Raw genomic sequence first — 20,307 nt, forward strand, 5'->3', positions numbered from 1 at the left:
GTGTTTTCGCGTGGTCGTTTTTTGGGTTATTTTATTGGTTGTACAACTCATTTAAGGAAGTCTAGGACTTAGGCATTTCGCCGAAATTAGCGCGTTTTATGAACTAAAAATCGTTACTTCGACTCAGCTCAGTAATTATAAAAGAGATTTTTTAGTGAGCAAATAAGCGATAAATAACCGCGTAAGTTCTAAAATTGCCATGTCATACCAACGGCAAGTGTTTTTTGCTGAAAACGAATCGGTGGTTGATATAAATAATTTCCTGTTGCTTGGCCATAAATACTTTGTGTAGCAAGGCTACTTTTTTTATAACGTATGTTCGTATCATTGTAGTGAAGAAAAAGTCCTTGTTTACTCGCATACTGATACTGATATTGAATGCCCCAAGCGTAAGCATTGCCTTGTTTTAGCGTAATAGTGACATCATCATTGACTCTAGAATCAACAAAGGATTCAGCGAATAAAGGCTGATAGATTTCGCTAAGTAATTGTATATAGTGATTTTTATGAAGTTGAAAACCTTGTTTTAAACCGATTTTGCTAAATATCTTTGTATAGAGCTCAGTTGCACCATAAACCCCATTATGATTGGCAACATCGCGTAAATCTTGTTGACCATGAAAGCCAATATAAATTTCACTTTGCTTGCTTAATAAATAGCCTAGTCTTGCAGAGCCTTGATTGATAATGTGTGTAGTTTCACTTTGATGAGGTATTCCGCTTTGTGTTTGCCCATCATAATCAATGATGCCATAACTCTGTTGAGCTTGTGCATGTAATATCAGATGTTGGTTGAGCGCGTAATCTACACCATAATTAATGCTAATTAAATTGCCAGACTCTTTTACAAGTTGTTGATTGGTATATAAATCATTTTCAATAAGCTGATAGTTAACACCACCTCCACCCAAAAAAAGAGTATGTTTTGCATAACAATGAGCAGAATTTAAACAGAGCAGGCTAAAAGCTATTTTGATGATGTAATTCATTTTGCTATAGTTTTTATTTTTAAGAAAGCATAACTTAGGCAATTTTAAGGTCAATAACCCCTATAGTTGCCTAAGTGCTTGGATGAAAATTAGGGAGTTAAACAACTTTGGTATTGCTTATTTGCTTACTAAACAATCGCTGTCGCGATTATTTAGTGAGCAAAAAACACGCCTGAAGGTTAAAAGCGTAAGTCGTATACTCTCGCACAATTTATTGATAACCCTCAATAAAATCACTTAAGGTTAAACGGTAACCTGCACCAACGGCTTTAAACAACCACTCATTATCTAATTTAAAAAATGAGCCAAATTGTACAGCGGTTTCGTTTGAAAACATTTCGTCTAAATCATAGTCAGCAACGACTTTATCGTTATCATACAAACGAATATAGGCGTTTTGGATTTGACCAAAACTTTGATTACGTGTGTCAGCTTCGTGAATGGTAACCACAAAAGAAATTTCTTGTGCTTGTGGATTAATTTTACCTAAATCCACCATAATGCTTTCATCATCGCCAGCCGCATCACCTGTACGATTATCGCCAGAGTGGGTGACTGCACCATCAGGTGATTGTTTGTTGTTATAAAACACAAAATATTCATCACCCAGTAATTTGGGTTCACGAGTTGCATTTAAATTACAAACAAATACCGAAACATCTAGGTCAAAATCAGCACCACCAGAACGTTTATCCCAACCTAAACCCACACGAATTTTGCGTAAGTTAGGTTCACGTTTGCTTAAATTAATCGATTCACCTTTTTTTAAGTTAATAGCCATATTTTTGCTCCTAAGAAAAATTAAGTCCGACCACCTAATTTAGTAATTAATTCGCCTTTCATGCTTTCCATTTTAATCACTGCATCAGCACGTGCTTGTTCACCATCACGTTGAATTTGTTCAACTTCTTCAATAGTAGAAATTAAGGTTTGTTGTACATATTCAAGGGTTTCAATATCAACTACCGCACGTTGATTGGCACGAGCTGTATTTACCGAGTTTTGTTTTAATAATTCAGCATTACGACGCATTAAATCGTTGGTGGTATCATCAATTTTTTGTGTCAATTCAACGGCTTTTTGTTGTTCAATCAAAGCAACCGCTAAGGTAAATTGTTTTTTCCAAGAGGGGATAGTGAGTTCTTGTAAATTGCGGAATTTATCAATCAATAACTGATTATTGCTCTGCACCATACGAATCATCGGTGCAGTTTGTACGGCAACCATTTGCATGGTGCGTAAATCATGAACCCGTTTTTCTAAACGATTGAGTACATCCTGCAAGTTAGAAATCGCTTGAGCTTCCATCGGATTAGTAGCGGCAGGCGCGGCTTGACGATCAGCAATTTCGGCGCGTAACTCTTCGATTTTGACTTCACCCACTAAAATATAACATTCAAGGGTGTGATATTCTTCAACGTTGAAGGTATAGACTTTTTCTAAATCCTGAATGCGATTTGCTAAACGCACTTGTGAGCCTTGCATTTCTTTGATAAGTTTTTCGATCTGCTTGCTTAAACTCTCATAACGACCTAAAACTTTCTCTTTATTCATTTTAAAAGAGTCAATTAAGCCGCCAATTAAAGGAATTTTGGATTTAGAACTATCAACTAAGCTAGAAATATTAATACCTTTGGCCAATAACACGACTTCATTTAAGTTATCGCCCAAACCTTCTAAATCTTTACTTTTAACTTGCGATAATAACTTGTCAGAGTATTGCACCACTTTTGCGCCAGATTGTGAACCTAAAGTATGAATGGCATCAGCACGACGAGGGTCAAAACTTTGGGCAATTTTAGCCACTTCAGCCCGAATTTTATTAAGGTCTGAGCCTTCTTGTTGCAAACGTTGTTCATGTTTGGCCAGTACCATATCAAGGTAAGATGCAGGCTGTGTAGGTGCTTGATAAACCACAGGCGTGTTGTGTTCAGGCGCAGTGACTAAAGCATGATTAGTGCTACTGTTAAAATTGGGTTCAGGCACAACAGGGGCAGTGGTGGTTGGGGCAGCAGAAGAAGTGTTGCTGTCAAAAGCAGAAGCTGGTTTAAATTTGCTCATGATCTTTCCTTAGTCTCATTTAAAGAGAGTAGTTTTTGGTGTAATGATTGTTGTGTGTCAGCAAGTTGTTGATATAACAAACTGTTATTATCACTACTGGAGAGTGAGAATAAAGCTAAGATTTGTTGTTTCCAAGCAGGCACCACTAAATTTAGAGTTTCATTCGCTTGATCAATTAAGGTTAGCGTGTTTTGTTGTTCTAAACGTAGTTGACCAATACGTAATAACACCGTATGTCGTAAAACCTTTAGCGTTTGCAATCTTCGTTCAAAGCGAGACAGGGCATTTTGTTTGTCAATTAATGCTTGTTGCGCAAAGACATTAGCCGCCACAGGATTTTGTTGTTGCATCAGTTGTTGCTCTTCTTCCAAACGGAGTTGACCTGCTAACAAATACTGGGTTAGGTCTTTAAATTGCTGCTCATTTTTGGCAAATAATTCACTAAAAATTTGTTGGGTCTTTTTGAGTTGGTTTAAGCGATTTTGGCAAAACGTCATATTACTTTTAATATCACGTTCTAAGCCTAAAAAGTCCGATTTTGTACTGATGCCATTGCTAAACAAACGCGAAAAAAAAGATTTTTCTCCGCCTTTACTAATCGCTTCAATATCCACTTTTTGGGTATCGGTTAAAATATAGCCCAAATATTTACGCACGCCTTCGGCATAATCATTACGTGAAATAGTATTGAGTTGATTGAGGATGGTTTCACTTTGTTGGCAAGCTTCTGCGCCATAATCGGTGACATAACTCGGATCATCAATGCGAATAGCGGCTTTTAACAAAGTCGCTTTGGCGATGTCGCTGGCTGAAAACTCATAGTCATCCAATTGTAGACGGGCAATAGAGCCTTGTACTTGTTGGAGGCTTTGCTCATCTGCCGTTGCTTGCACATTTGGTTTAAATAAAGGTTTGGGTTGATTGTTGTCCATTACGGTTGATTGTTTACCATGAAAAGTCTTGGGAGTAATGTCGGTATCCTTCACTATAACAGGTGAAGAGGTGGTCATTTGTTGGTTTTTTTCAACATTTTTTTGATGAAAGGTTTTGACCACCGATGATCTCCTATTGATAAACGTTTTTTAAATGCTCACATTTTTTAAAACGTTTATATACCCATTGATATTGGGCTGGATTGCGCCGAATCAAGTTTTCAACACTTTTGTTTACCGCAGAAACCGATGTTAATAAATCTTTGCTATACACATCAGGTTCTACTTTATCAACGGTAATTTTAAAACCATTTCCTGAAGGATGATGTAAACACGATAGCATAATCACTTCACATTGAGTCTTTTGAATCAGTTTAGACGTTAAAATGCCTGTCCACACCGAGGTTCCAAAAAATGGAGCAAACATCCCACCGTTATCGTGTGGGGTATGGTCGGGCAAAATAATTGACACACCACCTGATTTTAGGGCTTTAAACACCGCTTTTACACCACTTTCATCAGTTGGAACAAGAGTGCTATTTAAACGGCTTCGTGCTTGACGGACAAAAAGATCCATCGCTTTGTTTTTACTCGGTTTGTACATAATCACGGGGCTACAATGAGAGCTTACCCATGCATTCATAAATTCCCAGTTGCCATGATGAGGCACTAAAATAAAACAGCCTTTTGGTGATTTTACTGCGTCTGTAAAAATCTCCATATTTTCGACTTCGGTCATTTGACTCAGGCTGTATTCGGGTGGCATTCCCCATGTTTTAGTAAACTCTAAGGCGGTTTGTGCGGTATAAATTAAATTGAGTTTGGTTGTGTCATTCACCCAACGTTCACTTTTTTCAGGAAAGCATAATTTAAGATTACGACGAATTACCCAAGCAGGGCCATGTGGAAACCATGCGGCAATACTGCCAATGATTAAGCCTAACCATTGTAAAAAAGATAAGGATAGGCGACTAAAAAAGCCTAAAACGGATAATAAAAAACTATCTTTGGAAGATAGTGTTTGTGGGGGAGTGGATTGAATATCAGACATTGTTATTTAAATATGTAAGTTAAGTGATTAAAACTCGTATAATTTACCATGAAGTTGTTGAGAGCCTATAGAAGATGAGTGATTTTTTACAACCCATTTATGAGTTTTTAGGATGCACCACCCCCCAAGCATGGATTGACGCCATGTTGCAAGATATTCCTTTAATGCTCCAAGATCATGCTAATTGTGAAAAGAAAGCCGCAGGCACAGCGGTTAATTTATTGTTTCGTTATAACGACAAACTCCCTATACAAGAGCAGTTAGCTCAATTAGCGCGTGAAGAATTGTTGCATTATGAACAAGTGATGGAAATTATGGCCAAGCGTGGCTTGCCTTATATGCCTGTTACTCCTGCACGTTATGCAGGTGGTTTACGTAAACATGTGCGTACCTATGAACCAGAACATTTAGTGGATGTGCTGATTGTTGGTGCTTTTGTTGAGGCACGCTCGTGTGAGCGTTTTGCCGCCATTGCTCCTTATTTAGATGATGAGTTAAAACGTTTTTATACCTTTTTATTAAAATCAGAAGCTCGTCATTTTCAGGATTATTTAAACTTAGCACGTTTATATAGCCCGATTGATATTAGTGAACGTGTGGCATTTTTTAAAGAAAAAGAAGCGGAGTTAATTTTATCGCCTGATAATCAAATACGCTTTCATAGTGGCGTACCAAGTCAAAAAAAATCCACGCATTGAAAGCCTTGACTTACGCATTGCACCGCAATTAGCGCGTTTTGTGAACATAAAACCGTTGTAAACGGTTAAAATGCGAACAAATAAGCGATAACCGCGTAAGTCCTAAAGCGCGCTATTTAACAAAAAGCCTCTCCAAATTGAGAGGCTTTTTATTTTGTCTAGACTTAAAAATACCATTTATCTGATTTGATGTGCCATTTGTCAGACAATTACCGTTTGTCGGTGTGTCGTCAATTACCAGTCTGTGTCGCGTATTCACAATTTTTTTGACGCTAATTTCCATAAAATAAACCACATAAACAAAACGAATATCTTGCAAATAAAAAATAGTATTTTTACTCTAAAAATTAATTAAAAATTTAAATTAAAAACTAAATGCCTGTGAAGGTAAACCGAGGAAAACAACCATGAAAAAGTTACTTGCTACCGCAACTTTATTAGCTAGCTCTATTGTTGCCAGTCAAGCACAAGCTTGTTGGTTTTGGGAAGATTGTACTTATACAAAAACTAAATATCCAATGGTCTTAGCACCAGGCGTCTTAGGTTTTGATAAATTAGTGGGTTTTGTGGATTATTGGTACGGTATTCCTTCTGCAGTTAGCTACAGTGGTGGCAAAGTTTACACAACTTCAGCTTCAGCGTTTAATAGTTCTGAAGCTCGTGGTGAACAATTATTAGCCCAAGTACAAAATATTTTAGCAATCAGTGGTGCAGCCAAAGTTAACTTAATGGGTCACAGCCACGGTGGTTTTTCTGTTCGTTATGTAGCAACGGCTATTCCTAGTAGAGTTGCTTCGGTAACCACTATTCATAGCCCAGTAAAAGGCGTTAAAGGTGCTGCTATTTTAACAGGTACAGACGGTACAGTTGCAGGTGATGTAGTACAAACTGTGGGTACGGCAGTTTCTAACTTTATTACTTTCTTAGCTGGTAATAGCTATAAAGAAGATTTTATGGCTAGCATGAAATCTTTAGATACAGCAGGCGCAGCCGCATTTAATGCCAAACATCCAAATGGTGTACCGACAACAGCTTGTGGTGAAGGTGCTTATACAACTAATGGTATCAAAAACTATTCTTGGAGTGGTACTTCTGCTGTAACGAATGTGTTGGATCCATTAGATACTTTCTTTGGTGTAATGTCTTTAGTTTCTACTTCTGAGCCAAATGACGGCTTAGTAGGTAAATGTGTTAGCCATTTTGGTAAAGTGATCCGTGATGATTATCCACATAACCACGGTGATGCAATTAATCAATTATTCGGCGTACGTGGTTTGTTTACACCAGATCCAAAAGATGTTTATCGTCAACACGCTAACCGTTTAAAAGTAGCAGGCGTATAATTTAAAACACTTTTTAAGTGTTCTTCAGAAAAACTGGTTCAGCTTGCTGAGCCAGTTTTGCTTTTGGGGGCTGAAATCATTTAAACTCCACCGTTCACAAAAAAAATAAATTCAAGGAAAAAACAACAATGCAACGTAAAATCGCAATTGGTGTCAGTGTTACTTTAGCGGTGATTGCCGTTATTTTATTATGGTTAGCACGTAGTCCAGATGATGCCAAAACGGAGGCTCCAGCCGCAGCAGTAACAGCACCACAAGGTCTTCCTAGTGCCCAAGAAGTTGCGGCAGCAATTGAAAAATCTAAAACGGATACACGCTTTAAAACTGGCCGTGAAAATATGCCAAAATCATTGAGTGATACCGAAGTAGATGGTGCGTTAGAAGTTGATAAAAATGGTAATTTAATTATAAGTCAAAGTATTAGACAAACCTTTGATTACTTTTTATCCGCGATTGGTGAGGAAGATTTAACCACTATTATTGCGCGTATTCGTGCTTATATTCGTCATAAATTAGCAGATCATCCTCAAGCAGCAAAACAAGCCGAACAAATTTTGGATAGTTATTTGGCATATCGTGATGCATTAGGTCGTATTGCGCAAATACAGGGTGATCCAGCCAAAAATATGGCGGCTATTCGTCAACAAAAAGAGCAAATTGCTGCGTTAAGAACGCAGTATATGTCTCGCGAAGTGATTGATGCTTTTTTTGGTGATGAAGATACCTATGATCGTTACACTATGGCGCGTATTGAGGTGATGCAAGATAAAAGTTTAAGTGCTACCGAAAAAGCTAAACGTACAGCAGAGTTATTAAACACCTTACCTCCACATTTAAAAGAAAGTGTTCAAACGCTTAATAAATATCAAGAGTTAACAACATTAACGGATGACTGGAAAGCCAGAGGTGGCAAACCAGAAGAATTACGTACCATTCGTGAGCAAATTGTGGGTGTTGAAGCAACTGAGCGTTTAGAGGCATTAGATCAAGAGCGAGCAGAATGGGATAAGCGTATTAATACCTATTTGCAAACCAGAGAGGGTATTTTAAAAAATCCAGCTTTAAGTGATGCAGAACGTCAACGTCAGTTAAATGAAATCAAAAATAAAGATTTTACAGAACAGGAAAGAGTGCGAGTAGGAGCCTTTGAAACCATGCACGATGAAGGTGTTAAACCCTAAAAGTTATTAATAGCTAAACTGGGACTTATGCGGTTTGTACTTTAACCATTGCTAACGATTTTATACTCTAAAAACATGCTAATTTCGGTGAAATGCGTAAGTTCTCTATATAAACGGCCACTATTAGTGGCTGTTTGTCATTTAGTTGCTATCTTTTATCACTTTGTCGCAAAAAAGCAAAAAAATGACATCTATAATCTAAAATGTCACTGGAGTAGTTGTTTTTTTAGGCTAAAATTGCATCCAATAATTAAAGTAAATACTCTAAATTTCATAAATTCATATACCCTGTAAAAATAATATTAATAATTTAATAAACAAAAATCGACACACGATAAAGACAACAACAGGGGACAATAACCATGAAAAAATTACTTGCAACAGCAACATTATTAGCCAGTTCTATGGTTGCTAGTCAAGCTCAAGCTTGTTGGTGGTGGGAAGACTGTACCTATACCAAAACCAAGTATCCTATTGTGTTAGCACCAGGTGTGTTGGGCTTTGAGAAATTAGTGGGCTTTATTGATTATTGGTACGAGATTCCTTCTTCTATTACTTATAGTGGTGGTAAAGTTTATACAACATCGGCTTCGGCTTTAAATAGCTCTGAGGCGCGTGGTGAGCAATTGTTAGCTCAAGTACAAAATATTTTAGCGATTAGTGGCGCACAAAAAGTTAATTTATTAGGCCATAGTCATGGTGGCTTTTCGGTGCGTTATGTTGCAACAGCTATTCCGTCTAAAGTTGCTTCTTTGACAATGGTGCATAGTCCAGTTAAAGGTAGTCCTGTTGCTGATATGTTAAATGGTGTGGTTCCTGCTGGTACGGCACAAAGCGTAATTGGCAGTGTGACAAATGGTGTGATGGGAATTTTAAACTTTTTAGCAGGTAATAACCGTCCAGAAGATTCTTTAGCAGCATTGGCATCTTTAACAACGGCAGGTGCGGCAACGTTTAATGCTCAACATCCAAACGGTGTGCCAACAACCGCTTGTGGTGAAGGTGCTTACACCAGTGCTAATGGTATTAAAAACTATTCATGGAGTGGAACATCGTCATTTACCAATGCTGCTGACCCCTTAGATTACTTTTTTGGTTTAACAGGTTTGGCAGGTACAGAGCCAAATGATGGCTTAATTGGTCGTTGTTCTAGTCACTTTGGTAAAGTGATTCGTGATGATTATCCGTGGAACCATGCTGACGCGATTAACCATACCTTTGGTGTACAAGGTTTATTTGCTCCAGATCCAAAAGATGCCTACCGTCAACATGCTAACCGCCTAAAAAATGCAGGTGTTTAACACTTAATATTGACTATTTGGCAAATACAAAACGGCTACTTTAAGTAGCCGTTTTGTATTTTTGGCTTAGATTTCGCTCAGCCAGCCCATAACCGAGGCTTTTAATAAGGTAGCTGAGCGTAGTCGAAGCTAAAACTGATAATCTTCTAATCTAATACCTTGCTCATCAGCAATACCAATAACGGCACTGCCTGTCTCTTCTTGCCAATCACCTAAGACAATACGTTGACCAATTGCTCCATTATTCAGAGTGATATGATGAATCATTGGACGATGAGTATGACCATGTAGTAGGGTGGTCAGTTGATATTGTTGTAAGGTATCTAACACCGCTTGTGGTGTCACATCCATAATATTTTCGGGCTTATTACTGTTTTGCATTTTGCTTTGTAAGCGCCACAATTCAGCAATTTGTACACGTTCGGCCAATGGTTTAGCTAACATACCTTGTTGCCATAATGGATGACGACTTTGCGCTCTAAACGCCATAAACTTTTCGTCTAAAGTGCATAAAGCATCACCATGTTCAACTAAAATGGATTGTTCACCTAATTTAATGACGGTACGTTCAGCCAATAATTGGCCACCACACGCAGTCGCAAATGCTTCACCTAGCATAAAATCCCGATTGCCATGAACAAAATATAAGGCCACACCATTTTGGGTTAACTGTTTGAAACACCGAATAATTTGTTGATTATAGTCGCTAAGATTATCGTCACCTACCCATACTTCAAATAGGTCGCCTAAGACATATAAGGCTTGAGCATTGTTTTGCAGTTTGGCTAATAGTTGCGTAAAACCTTGGGTGACACGTGGCAAATCGGCAGCTAAATGTAAGTCAGAGATAAAATAAGTGGGTTTCATGGTGTGTTATATATTGAGAGTTGCTAATCGTTGTAATTATATGTGTTGTAAAATAATTTATAAATGCTTAGTGATGTTTGTAGTGTGCGGTTGAGGAATGAAACCTATGATGCTGAATCAAGTGTATGATTCAGATTTAACAGATTTTATATGTGTTAGTATCGTAGCGTGTGGTTGACGTAGGAAACCCACGATTCACATTTAATTATCGTGGGTTTTGTTCCTAAACCCACGCTACGCTTACTGGGCATTTTGCCCAGCTCATTATTTATAAATTACTCAACAACTTCTGCTGTTTCAATGACAACTGGCTCAACAGGCACATCACCATGATAACCTTTGTTGCCAGTGCGTACTTTTTCAATAGCTGTAACAACGTCCATGCCTTCAACCACTTTACCAAATACCGCATAACCCCAACCTTGAACGGTTTTGCTGGAATGGTTTAAAAAGTCATTCTTTTTAGTGTTAATGAAGAATTGAGCAGAGGCAGAATGTGGGTCTTGAGTACGAGCCATCGCAATCGTGCCAACATCATTTTTTAAACCGTTGTTAGCTTCGTTTTCGATAGGAGCTTTAGTAGATTTTTGATTCATGTTGGCTTCAAAACCACCACCTTGAATCATAAAGTTTGGAATAACACGGTGGAAAATAGTGCCGTTGTAGTGACCACTTTTAACATAGCTAACAAAGTTAGCAGATGTTTTTGGCGCGTTAACTTCATCTAATTCTAAAACAATACGACCGAAATTAGTATTTAATGCAACTTTCATTCTCGTTTCCTAGTTTGTTGAGGGTTTACTACTTGAGACTAGGCTAAGCAATCGCTAGACTTGTCTTTTTAATATTTGCACCTAAGCATTATAGCAAGTGCGTTTACTAGAAGCTAATTTACGCTAATCATATGAGTTGTTTAATGGAAGCCAAAGATTTTATTCGTGCACAAATTGTTGAAGATTTGGCCGCAGGCAAACATGCCAAAGCCATTACCCGTTTTCCGCCAGAGCCTAATGGTTATTTACACATTGGCCATGCCAAATCAATTTGTTTGAATTTTGGCATTGCGGTCGAGAGTCAGGGTGAGTGTAATTTGCGTTTTGATGACACTAATCCCGAAAAAGAGTCGCAGGAATATATTGATGCCATTAAACGTGATGTCGAGTGGATGGGTTTTAATTGGGCAGGCGATGTTCGTTATGCCTCCAATTATTTTGATGCATTGCATGATTATGCCATTGCCTTAATTAAAATGGGCAAGGCGTATGTGGACTCACAAACACCCGAACAAATTCAACAAACGCGCGGTAGCTTTAGTGAAGCAGGTAAAAACTCACCCTATCGTGATCGTAGTGTTGAAGAAAACTTAGCACTTTTTGAAAAAATGCGTTTGGGTGAATTTGCCGAAGGTGAGTGTGTGTTGCGCGCAAAAATTGATATGGCATCAGGCAATATTAATTTACGTGACCCTGTTTTATATCGCATTAAAAAAGTGGCACATCATCAAACAGGGGATAAATGGCTGATTTATCCTATGTATGATTATACCCACCCAATTTCGGATGCCTTAGAAAACATCACTCATTCTTTGTGTACTCTAGAGTTTGAAGATCATCGACCTTTTTATGATTGGTTGTTAGATACCTTACAAACGCCAGCGCATCCCCAACAAATAGAGTTTTCTCGTTTAAATCTCAATTACACCGTCACCAGTAAGCGTAAGCTGAAAAAATTGGTTGATGAAAAGATTGTCAATGGTTGGGATGATCCTCGGATGCCAACCATTGCAGGTTTGCGTCGTCGTGGTTATACACCTGAATCGTTACGCGATTTCTGTGAGCGCATTGGCATCACCAAAAGTGATGGTGTGGTTGATTTTAGCTTATTAGAATTTTGTATCCGTAATCACTTAGAAAATACAGCACCACGTGCTATGGCGGTGTTAAATCCGTTAAAAGTAGTGATTACCAATGTTGAAGAGGCAACCTTAGCCTTATCTTCAGCACGCCATCCCAACTTACCTGAATTGGGTGAGCGAGAAATCCCATTTACCAAAGAAATCTTCATTGATGCCGCAGACTTTAGCGAAAATCCACCCAAAGGTTATAAACGTTTGGTAGTCGGTGGCGAAGTGCGTTTGCGTCACTGTTATGTGATTCGTTGTGATGAAGTGGTCAAGAACGAAGCAGGTGAGATTGTTGAGCTACGTTGTTCTGCCGATTTAAATACTTTGGGCAAAAATCCTGAAGGACGTAAAGTTAAAGGCGTGATTCAATGGGTATCAGCCACATTAGGCGTTCCAGCCGAAGTGCGTTTGTACGATCGTTTATTTACGCAACCTGATCCAGAAGCAGGCGAAAGCTTTTTAGATTGTATTAACGAGAATGCTTTAACCGTTGTGCAGGCCGTTGTTGAACCAAGTTTGGCAACAGCGCAAGGTGAAGAACGTTTTCAATTTGAGCGTGAAGGCTATTTTGTTGCTGATTTAGTCGATTGCCAAGCAGGTAAGTTGGTTTTTAACCGCACTGTAGGCTTGCGCGACTCTTGGGGTGGCGCATAATTTTTTGTAGGGGTAAGCCTTGTGCTTACCCTTTTATTTCAAATTCAACAGGATAACCACAAGGGTTATCCCTACGGTTATTCTTCAGGGTTGGCAAAAGGTTGTAATGCTTCATTTTCTTGTTGTTTACGGGCAATATCTTGAGCTAAACGCGCACGATCACTGGGATTGATATTAATAAAATACACGCCTGTTCTAAAGCCTTCTAAATCTTCATCTTCACAATAAACCACACGTGCTGTGGCGGCAATATGATAATGATGCTCTAAATGGCTAATGGCTAAATGCAAGTGTGTTCCCGGTGTAATCGCTTCTGTGGCATGAAAAGATAAACCGCTTTCGCTTAAATTAACACGCTGGGGAATAGGGGATAACAACTTAGCTAGGCCATCATAAATCGCGCCTGTTAACAGCTCAATTTTGAGGTTTACAGCTTGAAATAAGCCATGTAAACGCTCGTTCTCACGTTCTAATAATTGCATTTGACTACGTTGAACACTATCTACCTGCTCAATCTCAGCAAATAGCGTAAAATAACGCGGTAACGAAAAATTACTGTCATAAGGATCTTTTAACGAATCTGCACTACTAATTGGTTGATAATGCAGGGATAGTGTGGAATCCACACGATTAAGTAAGCGTCTTTCAAAAGGATTATCTTGATTGGCTTTAGTCATGATGTTCCACTCTTAAGGCATACTTGCCATATGTATGACAGATGTTTTATTTAATTTGTTATGCTTTTTACACCAAATAAGGTGTTGTAGTAAAGATTATTAGCACAGTAAGTTAGGTTAATTTATTGATAATGTGGCGTATTTAACTTATAGCTTAGTCAAAGTGGCGTTGTTAAACAGCATACTTAAGCTAAGTTATAACTTAAATAAGTTATTAATAGTATGGTTAAATTTTTAGCATGTTCAAGCCTGTTTCATTATTAATTGGTTTGCGTTATACCCGAGCCAAACGTCGAAATCATTTTATTTCTTTTATTTCTTTGACTTCCATCATTGGTTTAGTGTTGGGGGTGGCGGTTTTAATCACGGTATTATCGGTATTTAATGGATTTGATCGTGAATTAAAAAATCGTATTTTGGGTATGGTTCCTCATGCCACGATTAGCTCACAACAACCTTTTCATGATTGGCCTAAATTAGCCGAATACGCTAAACATAATCCCGAAGTGCTTGCGGTTGCACCCTTTAGCCAACTACAAGGGATGATAACGGCTAATGGTCAAGTGACGGGCGCGTTAATTTCGGGTATTGATCCTGTTTACGAAAAGCAGGTGTCCATTATTCATCATCACATGGCACAGGGACATTTGGACAGTTTACAAGCCAATACTTTTGGTATCGTGTTGGGTGAAGGATTAGCAAATAACTTAGGTGTGCAATTAGGTGATAAATTAACCTTGGTATTGCCAGAAGCAGCCGTATCGCCAGCAGGAGTGATTCCACGTTTTAAACGTTTTACGGTTGTGGGGATTTTTAAAGTTGGCGCAGATGTTGATGGCATGCTCGCTTATATTCACATTGCTGATGCAGGAAAGTTATTAAGAATTGGCGATCAGGTACAAGGTGTACGTTTAAAACTCCATGATATTTTTCAATCGCGTCCTGTGTTATTAGATTTATTAAGCCAATTACCCAGTTATTTTGAAGCACGAGATTGGACTCAAACACATGGAAATTTGTTTAGTGCTATTCAAATGGAAAAAGCCATGATGGGTTTGTTGTTGTTGTTAATTGTTGCGGTGGCTGCCTTTAATATTGTTTCAAGTTTAGTGATGGTGGTGACTGATAAAAAAGCCGATATTGCTATTTTGCGGACATTAGGCGCGTCACCACAGACCATTACACGTATTTTTATGGTGCAAGGCGCAGTGATTGGCTTAGTAGGAACATTAGGTGGTGTGTTATTGGGCGTAACTTTGGCTCTAAATATTAGTGACTTTATTTCTTGGGTTGAGCAAGTGACAGGTGCTTCTTTGTTTGATGCCTATTTTATTAATTATTTGCCCTCAGAATTAGATTGGAATGATGTGGCATGGGTGAGTTTTATGTCGGCATTACTAAGCTTTTTAGCAACCATTTATCCTGCACGACGTGCGGCTAAAGTTCAACCTGCTGAGGCTTTACGTTATGAGTAAAATTATTTTAGAAGCTCAAGGCTTATGTAAATCTTTTAAAGAAGAGGGTATGCAAACGGTTGATGTGTTAAAAAACGTCAGTTTGACTATTCAGCGTGCGGAGTTTGTGGCGATTGTTGGTAGCTCAGGATCGGGTAAAAGCACGTTGTTGCATATTTTGGGGGGCTTGGATGTGCCAACTCAAGGCAAAGTCACTGTTTTAGGACAAAATCTTAGTGGTTTAAATGAAGTGAAACGAGGCGAGTTGCGTAATCGTCATTTAGGCTTTGTTTATCAGTTTCATCACTTATTATCTGAGTTTACTGCCTTAGAAAATGTTTGTATGCCTTTATTGTTGCGTCAAGAAGCAACAGTCAAACAGGCCGAACAATCGGCAAAAACGCTATTAGAAAGAGTGGGTTTAGCGCATCGTATTCATCATAAACCTGCGGAGCTATCAGGTGGTGAACGGCAACGTGTTGCTTTGGCGCGTGCCTTAGTCACTAAGCCAGATTTGATATTAGCCGACGAGCCAACAGGTAATTTAGATCATCATACAGCTTTAGAAGTACAAAACTTGTTTAAAGAGTTAAAACATGAGCTAGGTATGAGTTTGATTATTGTCACTCATGATTTAGCCTTAGCACAGTCAGCAGATCGTATTTTAACTATGCAAAGTGGTGAGTTGGTCTAATTGGTTGCCCTTTGGCTTCGCTCAGGGAGTGTAGTCGTGTTGGCTGAATGAGGTCATGGTGGCTGAGCGGAATCGAAGCCTATTGTTCTTTTTTGGTTGTTGCTTTACGAAATTGGCGATTATTCCATGCTTTAGTAACATGGTATCGCCAATACCAATTCATTGCTAAATACCCAATACAGCCAAATAAAAAGCCTGTCACTAAAGTCCCTAATAAAATCGGTTCTAAATGTTGACTTAAATCTAAACCTTTGATGTGTTGAGGGGTACTTGAAAAAGCATTGCCAACCATTTGCCCTAAATTATTGACAATTTGATGCAAAGTATCGCCATTAATCATCGGACGATTAAGCAGCGAGGCACCAACAAAATAAGAAATATAAATAATTGGAATCATGGTTAACGGGTTGCTTAACCAGACCAACACAATACATAAGGGCAAATTCACTCTAAATATTAAAGCAGCAATTGCCGCAGGCACCATTTGAAAAGGCATGGGCAACAAAGCACACCATAAGCCCCAAAACATTGCGCCAGAAGCAGAATGTCGGTTAAGATGCCATAAGTTAGGGTCTTGTAAACGATGACGTAAAAAGCCCAGACCTTGTATGTTTGCAATTTTTTCGGGGTCAGGCAAATATTTACGAATCATTTTTTTAGGCATAGCTTAACCCAGTTTTCTAAAGGCGTGCGATTGTTAACGATTTATGATGATTGTGCAACTTTCTTAATAATTTATTCGTTTGAATTTGTAAGTATCAAAAAGCATTTTTATGGAATAAAACATCATGGAGCGATTTTTGTTGGCAGCCATTTTTGGCGTGCTTTCTTTATTAATTTGGTCAACATTGCCTAATTGGCAATATTTGCTCATCATTTCAAGTATCATTGCTGTATTAAGCTGTTGGCTCAAATGCTTGCGAGTAGTAGTGTTTTGCACGTTGGCAATGACATGGTCAGTGTGGAGTGCTGAACAGTATTTACAGCGTTTACTACCACATAAACTCGAAAATAAAGCCTTTAAAGTACAAGTAAAAATAGAGGGATTATCTGAATATCAATCTTTTGGTCAGCGTGTCTCCGTTAAGCCAATAAAAATCGTTTCTAACATTGATTATCCCATAGATGCAAATACACATTGGCAACTCTCTGCACCTTCTTATCTAATTTTAAAACCCCAGCAAATATGGCAAATGACGGTAACCCTAAAACGGCCTCATGGAACAGCCTCAGCAGGTGCATTTGATTATCAGGCATGGTTATTAAGTGAAAATATCAGTGCAATTGGCAAAGTGGGGCGCGCGCAACTGATTGAAGAGCCAAAACATTGGTCGTTTGATTTATGGCGTTGGCAAATTAGGCAACAATTTCAACAGCTATTTGCTGAGCAAGCTAATGCAGGAGTGGTATTAGCTTTATTAACAGGTGATCGAGCCTTAGTAGCAGACCAAGCGTGGGATTTATATACAACAACAGGTATTAGTCATTTAATGGCGATTTCTGGCCCTCATGTGTTATTGGCTGCTTCTGCCGTGACATGGCTAATGATGCAACTATTAATGCGTTTTTATCCGCGTATTTTTTTAACCATTCCAAAATCGCAATTAACATGGCCGTTGTTATTGATGGTGGCGGTGGCTTATGGCTTTTTAGCAGGGTTGTCTTTGCCCACCTTACGCACTTTAATGATGTTGGCAGGATTAACCTTTTTGATGGGCAATAGGCAAGAGTGGCCAGCCCTCAAAATATGGTTATTGGCATTGACGATGGTGTTGTTGTGGCAGCCGTTAACTGTACACTCAGTGAGTTTATGGCTGTCTTTTGTGGCTGTTGGTTTATTGTTTTTTTGGTCGGGAATGCAACAAAAACAAGAACATAAAATTACACAATTTATTAAATTACAGTTATGGATAACGCTTGCTTTAACCCCTTTAACACTGGCGTTATTTGCACAAGTGTCATGGATCGCCCCATTAACTAATTTATTAGCGATTCCGTGGGTTGGTTTTGTGATTGTGCCTTTGGCTTTGTTGGGATTAGTGTTTGGTTTTATGAGTCAATCGTTACAAGAATTGACATGGTGGTTGGCTTTACAAGCGGTTAATGGCTTAAATAGTTATTTATCATGGTGGGCAGCAATTAGTTTTGCTAAACAAAGTTATGTTTTATCGTTACTGAGTATTGGCTTTTTTATGTTTATGGTCATGTTATGGTTATTACCAAGACAAATTAGCCCTCGTTATTTGAGCTTATTCTTTTTTCTGCCCTTGTTTTATCGTTGGCCGAGTTTACAACAAGGTGAGGCACAATTGAGTGTCTTGGATGTAGGTCAAGGTTTAAGTGTGTTAATTCAAACCCAAAAACATCAACTTTTGTATGACACAGGTGCAAATACCAGTGCAGGCGAACGCATTATTAATCCTTATTTGCATTATATGGGGGTTAAAAAACTGGATGCTTTAATGATTAGCCATAATGATAAAGATCATACGGGTGGTGCTGATGCCGTCTTTAGACAATTTATTCCGCAGCAACTTTGGTATAGTGCCAAACCACAAGGTTATCAACCACCGTCAAAAACCATTCACCATGAATGTTATGCAGGGCAATTATGGCACTGGGATGGTGTGCGGTTTGAGGTGTTATCGCCCGTTGTTGGGGTAAACTATGATAAAGATAACAACCGCTCTTGTGTGTTAAGAGTCAGTGCAACAGGATTTAGTGTGTTGTTAACAGGTGATATGGAAGCTCCAGCCGAGCAAATTTTATTAAAACAGCAGAAGAATTTGCAAAGTGATATTTTGTTGTTGGGGCATCATGGTAGCAAAACCTCAAGCTCAGAGGCATTTGTGCAAGCGGTTCAGCCCAAACTGGCGATTGTTTCAGCAGGTTATTTAAACCATTTTGGTCATCCTGCACCTATGGTGGTGCAACGATTACAAAAACGACAAATAGACATTGATAATACGGTTACACAAGGCACACTACGTTATCATTTGCATAAACAGGGATTTATTTTGCAAGAAGCTTGGCGTAATCGTGGCCATTACTGGCTAAATAATCCTTAAATGGTTAAAGTAAGCGGTCTTAAAATTTGATTGTTCAATGTGAATAAATCAGTCTTATTTAATATTCAGGCATGAGGTATAACAAGGTGTGGGAATTAGTTAAATCTGGCGGCCTCTTAATGGTGCCGATTTTAATTGCTTCAATATTAGCAATGGCGATTTGTTTTGAACGTGCATGGACATTAAGAGCAAGTCGAGTTGCACCACCCAATTTATTAGCCGAGGTTTGGGGTTGGATTAAAAATAATCAATTAGATGCTGAAAAATTACGTCAGCTAAAAGCTAATTCCCCTTTAGGCGAGATTTTAGCGGCGGGTTTATTAAATTCGCGTCATGGCCGCGAGATTATGAAAGAGTGTATTGAAGAAACAGCAAATGTGGTGATTCATCACATGGAGCGTTATTTAACGGTTTTAGGCACATTAGCGATGATTTCGCCATTGTTGGGTTTGCTGGGGACAGTGGTGGGCATTATTGAAGCTTTTATGGCCATTAATAGCTCAGGCATGGGTGACCCTGCATTATTGGCCAGCGGTATTTCTAAGGCCTTAATTACCACTGCTGGTGGTTTGTTTGTGGCGATTCCTGCGATGATTATGCACCGTTATTTTGCTCGTCATATCACCACAATGGCCGTTGAAATGGAACAACAAGCCATTAAATTGGTCGATATTGTTCATGGTGATCGTGAAGTCGATTTTAAATAATAGAGCCTCACTTGTTGTGTTTCCTCTCCTTTGGGAGAGGGCTAGGGTGAGGGTAATATAGAGTCTAGTGTATGAAATTTCGTCGTCCACAACCCGAAAATTTAGAAATCAACCTAACGCCATTGATTGATTGTTTGTTGTTTTTAATTATCTTTTTGATGATTTCCACTACCTTTAACAAAGCCAGTAAATTACAAATTGTGTTACCTGAAGCTAAAGGGGATGTGGCTAAACCAAGCAAAGCAAAATCGATTGAAATTGGCGTTAGTGCAGGTGGTATTTACACCATTAATGGCCAAGAACTTGCTGCTAAAGATGCCAAACAATTACAAAGTGCGATTGAAAAAATCAGTGATGGCAAACGAGATATGCCCTTTATTATTGCCGCTGATGGCAAAGCTAGCCATCAAGCGGTGATTACCGTGATGGATGTTGCAGGACAAATGGGTTTTGTCAATTTAAGCATTAGCACCCGTTTATCTAGTGAGAATCCATAATGACACAGGCAACGGGCTGGCAAACCTATAAACGCTTATTAGGTTATAGCAAAGCACATTGGAAAGCGTTTGTATTGGGTGTATTAGGCTTTATTCTAAATGCCCAAACCGAATGGGCGGCTGCCGAACAAATCAAATTTATTATTAATGCGATTCAAGATAAAAATGAAGCGGATAAAAACCTGTTTCCACTGTTGATTGTAGCGATTTTCTTTTTTAGAGGGGTAGAG

18 protein-coding genes and 2 pseudogenes are annotated in these 20,307 nt (G+C 38.7%); 11 read left to right on the forward strand and 9 right to left on the reverse strand.

Annotated features, from left to right (window positions below; all coding sequences use genetic code 11):
* Window positions 1-188: 188 nt before the first annotated feature.
* The 5 genes from Q0212_RS04005 to Q0212_RS04025 all read right to left on the reverse strand — a co-directional run bounded on the left by Q0212_RS04005 (window position 189) and on the right by Q0212_RS04025 (window position 5,033).
* On the reverse strand, window positions 189-989 hold the full coding sequence (locus tag Q0212_RS04005; RefSeq protein ID WP_297922571.1) for a hypothetical protein: 801 nt from the start codon (window positions 987-989) through the stop codon (window positions 189-191).
* Between the two features lie 211 nt (window positions 990-1,200).
* Window positions 1,201-1,770 (reverse strand): TerD family protein, encoded by a 570-nt coding sequence (locus Q0212_RS04010; protein ID WP_297922574.1) that lies wholly within the window; start codon window positions 1,768-1,770, stop codon window positions 1,201-1,203.
* Window positions 1,771-1,790: 20 nt separating this feature from the next.
* Complete coding sequence (locus Q0212_RS04015) at window positions 1,791-3,050, reverse strand: toxic anion resistance protein (protein WP_297922577.1); 1,260 nt, start codon at window positions 3,048-3,050, stop codon at window positions 1,791-1,793.
* A complete protein-coding gene (locus Q0212_RS04020; RefSeq protein WP_297922580.1) occupies window positions 3,047-4,105 on the reverse strand; it encodes a toxic anion resistance protein in 1,059 nt (352 codons plus the stop codon). The genes Q0212_RS04015 and Q0212_RS04020 overlap by 4 nt, the downstream gene beginning before the upstream one ends.
* Before the next feature lie 10 nt (window positions 4,106-4,115).
* A complete protein-coding gene (locus Q0212_RS04025) occupies window positions 4,116-5,033 on the reverse strand; it encodes a lysophospholipid acyltransferase family protein (protein ID WP_297922582.1) in 918 nt (305 codons plus the stop codon).
* Window positions 5,034-5,107: 74 nt separating this feature from the next.
* Here Q0212_RS04025 and Q0212_RS04030 point away from each other — a divergent pair, with 74 nt between their 5' ends.
* From Q0212_RS04030 to Q0212_RS04045, 4 genes are all read left to right on the forward strand, one after another.
* Window positions 5,108-5,731, forward strand: a complete 624-nt coding sequence (locus Q0212_RS04030; protein ID WP_297922587.1) for a tRNA-(ms[2]io[6]A)-hydroxylase — start codon at window positions 5,108-5,110, stop codon at window positions 5,729-5,731.
* A 407-nt stretch (window positions 5,732-6,138) separates the two neighbouring features.
* Window positions 6,139-7,074 (forward strand): triacylglycerol lipase, encoded by a 936-nt coding sequence (locus Q0212_RS04035; protein WP_297922590.1) that lies wholly within the window; start codon window positions 6,139-6,141, stop codon window positions 7,072-7,074.
* Between the two features lie 128 nt (window positions 7,075-7,202).
* Window positions 7,203-8,255 carry a lipase secretion chaperone gene (locus tag Q0212_RS04040; protein WP_297922593.1) on the forward strand — a complete coding sequence of 351 codons (1,053 nt, stop codon included), beginning with the start codon at window positions 7,203-7,205 and terminating at the stop codon, window positions 8,253-8,255.
* Between the two features lie 362 nt (window positions 8,256-8,617).
* Window positions 8,618-9,556: a triacylglycerol lipase gene (locus tag Q0212_RS04045; RefSeq protein WP_297922596.1), complete on the forward strand. Its 939-nt coding sequence runs from the start codon at window positions 8,618-8,620 to the stop codon at window positions 9,554-9,556.
* 129 nt (window positions 9,557-9,685) lie between these two features.
* On the opposite strand, the gene Q0212_RS04050 is transcribed toward Q0212_RS04045, so the two are convergent.
* Complete coding sequence (locus Q0212_RS04050) at window positions 9,686-10,423, reverse strand: UDP-2,3-diacylglucosamine diphosphatase (protein ID WP_297922599.1); 738 nt, start codon at window positions 10,421-10,423, stop codon at window positions 9,686-9,688.
* A 275-nt stretch (window positions 10,424-10,698) separates the two neighbouring features.
* On the reverse strand, window positions 10,699-11,196 hold the full coding sequence (locus tag Q0212_RS04055; RefSeq protein ID WP_297922601.1) for a peptidylprolyl isomerase: 498 nt from the start codon (window positions 11,194-11,196) through the stop codon (window positions 10,699-10,701).
* A gap of 155 nt (window positions 11,197-11,351) precedes the next feature.
* On the opposite strand from Q0212_RS04055, the pseudogene Q0212_RS04060 reads away from it, so the two are divergent.
* Window positions 11,352-12,980: pseudogene (locus Q0212_RS04060) on the forward strand (glutamine--tRNA ligase/YqeY domain fusion protein); the annotation flags it as partial.
* Between the two features lie 77 nt (window positions 12,981-13,057).
* Here the strand turns inward: Q0212_RS04060 and Q0212_RS04065 are convergent.
* Window positions 13,058-13,657, reverse strand: coding sequence for a PilZ domain-containing protein (locus Q0212_RS04065; protein ID WP_297922604.1), 600 nt, complete (start codon window positions 13,655-13,657; stop codon window positions 13,058-13,060).
* A gap of 239 nt (window positions 13,658-13,896) precedes the next feature.
* Between Q0212_RS04065 and Q0212_RS04070 the strand changes: the two genes are divergently transcribed.
* Complete coding sequence (locus Q0212_RS04070; protein ID WP_297922607.1) at window positions 13,897-15,132, forward strand: lipoprotein-releasing ABC transporter permease subunit; 1,236 nt, start codon at window positions 13,897-13,899, stop codon at window positions 15,130-15,132.
* Complete coding sequence (lolD, locus tag Q0212_RS04075) at window positions 15,125-15,805, forward strand: lipoprotein-releasing ABC transporter ATP-binding protein LolD (protein WP_297922610.1); 681 nt, start codon at window positions 15,125-15,127, stop codon at window positions 15,803-15,805. Before Q0212_RS04070 ends, lolD begins: the two co-directional genes overlap by 8 nt.
* Before the next feature lie 79 nt (window positions 15,806-15,884).
* On the opposite strand, the gene Q0212_RS04080 is transcribed toward lolD, so the two are convergent.
* Entirely contained in the window at window positions 15,885-16,469 is a 585-nt protein-coding gene (locus Q0212_RS04080; RefSeq protein WP_297922613.1) for a DUF2062 domain-containing protein, read from the reverse strand.
* Between the two features lie 124 nt (window positions 16,470-16,593).
* On the opposite strand from Q0212_RS04080, the gene Q0212_RS04085 reads away from it, so the two are divergent.
* The 4 genes and pseudogenes from Q0212_RS04085 to Q0212_RS04100 form a co-directional block, all read left to right on the forward strand.
* Complete coding sequence (locus Q0212_RS04085) at window positions 16,594-18,873, forward strand: DNA internalization-related competence protein ComEC/Rec2 (protein ID WP_297922616.1); 2,280 nt, start codon at window positions 16,594-16,596, stop codon at window positions 18,871-18,873.
* Window positions 18,874-18,959: 86 nt separating this feature from the next.
* Window positions 18,960-19,580 carry a MotA/TolQ/ExbB proton channel family protein gene (locus Q0212_RS04090; RefSeq protein ID WP_367175564.1) on the forward strand — a complete coding sequence of 207 codons (621 nt, stop codon included), beginning with the start codon at window positions 18,960-18,962 and terminating at the stop codon, window positions 19,578-19,580.
* Window positions 19,581-19,651: 71 nt separating this feature from the next.
* The gene (locus tag Q0212_RS04095; protein ID WP_297922622.1) at window positions 19,652-20,077 is read left to right on the forward strand and encodes a biopolymer transporter ExbD; all 426 of its coding nucleotides are present in this window, start codon (window positions 19,652-19,654) and stop codon (window positions 20,075-20,077) included.
* A pseudogene (locus Q0212_RS04100) lies at window positions 20,077-20,307 on the forward strand (lipid ABC transporter permease/ATP-binding protein); the annotation flags it as partial. The gene Q0212_RS04095 and the pseudogene Q0212_RS04100, both read left to right, overlap by 1 nt.

The sequence above is a fragment of the uncultured Agitococcus sp. genome (assembly GCF_937920075.1).
Lineage (GTDB): Bacteria > Pseudomonadota > Gammaproteobacteria > Pseudomonadales > Moraxellaceae > Agitococcus.

Coding starts and splice junctions, on each gene's coding strand:
- Q0212_RS04085 (WP_297922616.1), top strand. CDS start 16,594: ATGGAGCGATTTTTGTTGGCAGCCATTTTTGGCGTGCTTTCTTTATTA.
- Q0212_RS04095 (WP_297922622.1), top strand. CDS start 19,652: ATGAAATTTCGTCGTCCACAACCCGAAAATTTAGAAATCAACCTAACG.
- Q0212_RS04045 (WP_297922596.1), top strand. CDS start 8,618: ATGAAAAAATTACTTGCAACAGCAACATTATTAGCCAGTTCTATGGTT.
- Q0212_RS04025 (WP_297922582.1), bottom strand. CDS start 5,033: ATGTCTGATATTCAATCCACTCCCCCACAAACACTATCTTCCAAAGAT.
- Q0212_RS04065 (WP_297922604.1), bottom strand. CDS start 13,657: ATGACTAAAGCCAATCAAGATAATCCTTTTGAAAGACGCTTACTTAAT.
- Q0212_RS04015 (WP_297922577.1), bottom strand. CDS start 3,050: ATGAGCAAATTTAAACCAGCTTCTGCTTTTGACAGCAACACTTCTTCT.
- Q0212_RS04010 (WP_297922574.1), bottom strand. CDS start 1,770: ATGGCTATTAACTTAAAAAAAGGTGAATCGATTAATTTAAGCAAACGT.
- Q0212_RS04005 (WP_297922571.1), bottom strand. CDS start 989: ATGAATTACATCATCAAAATAGCTTTTAGCCTGCTCTGTTTAAATTCT.
- Q0212_RS04035 (WP_297922590.1), top strand. CDS start 6,139: ATGAAAAAGTTACTTGCTACCGCAACTTTATTAGCTAGCTCTATTGTT.
- Q0212_RS04040 (WP_297922593.1), top strand. CDS start 7,203: ATGCAACGTAAAATCGCAATTGGTGTCAGTGTTACTTTAGCGGTGATT.
- Q0212_RS04080 (WP_297922613.1), bottom strand. CDS start 16,469: ATGCCTAAAAAAATGATTCGTAAATATTTGCCTGACCCCGAAAAAATT.
- Q0212_RS04050 (WP_297922599.1), bottom strand. CDS start 10,423: ATGAAACCCACTTATTTTATCTCTGACTTACATTTAGCTGCCGATTTG.
- Q0212_RS04030 (WP_297922587.1), top strand. CDS start 5,108: ATGAGTGATTTTTTACAACCCATTTATGAGTTTTTAGGATGCACCACC.
- lolD (WP_297922610.1), top strand. CDS start 15,125: ATGAGTAAAATTATTTTAGAAGCTCAAGGCTTATGTAAATCTTTTAAA.
- Q0212_RS04070 (WP_297922607.1), top strand. CDS start 13,897: ATGTTCAAGCCTGTTTCATTATTAATTGGTTTGCGTTATACCCGAGCC.
- Q0212_RS04055 (WP_297922601.1), bottom strand. CDS start 11,196: ATGAAAGTTGCATTAAATACTAATTTCGGTCGTATTGTTTTAGAATTA.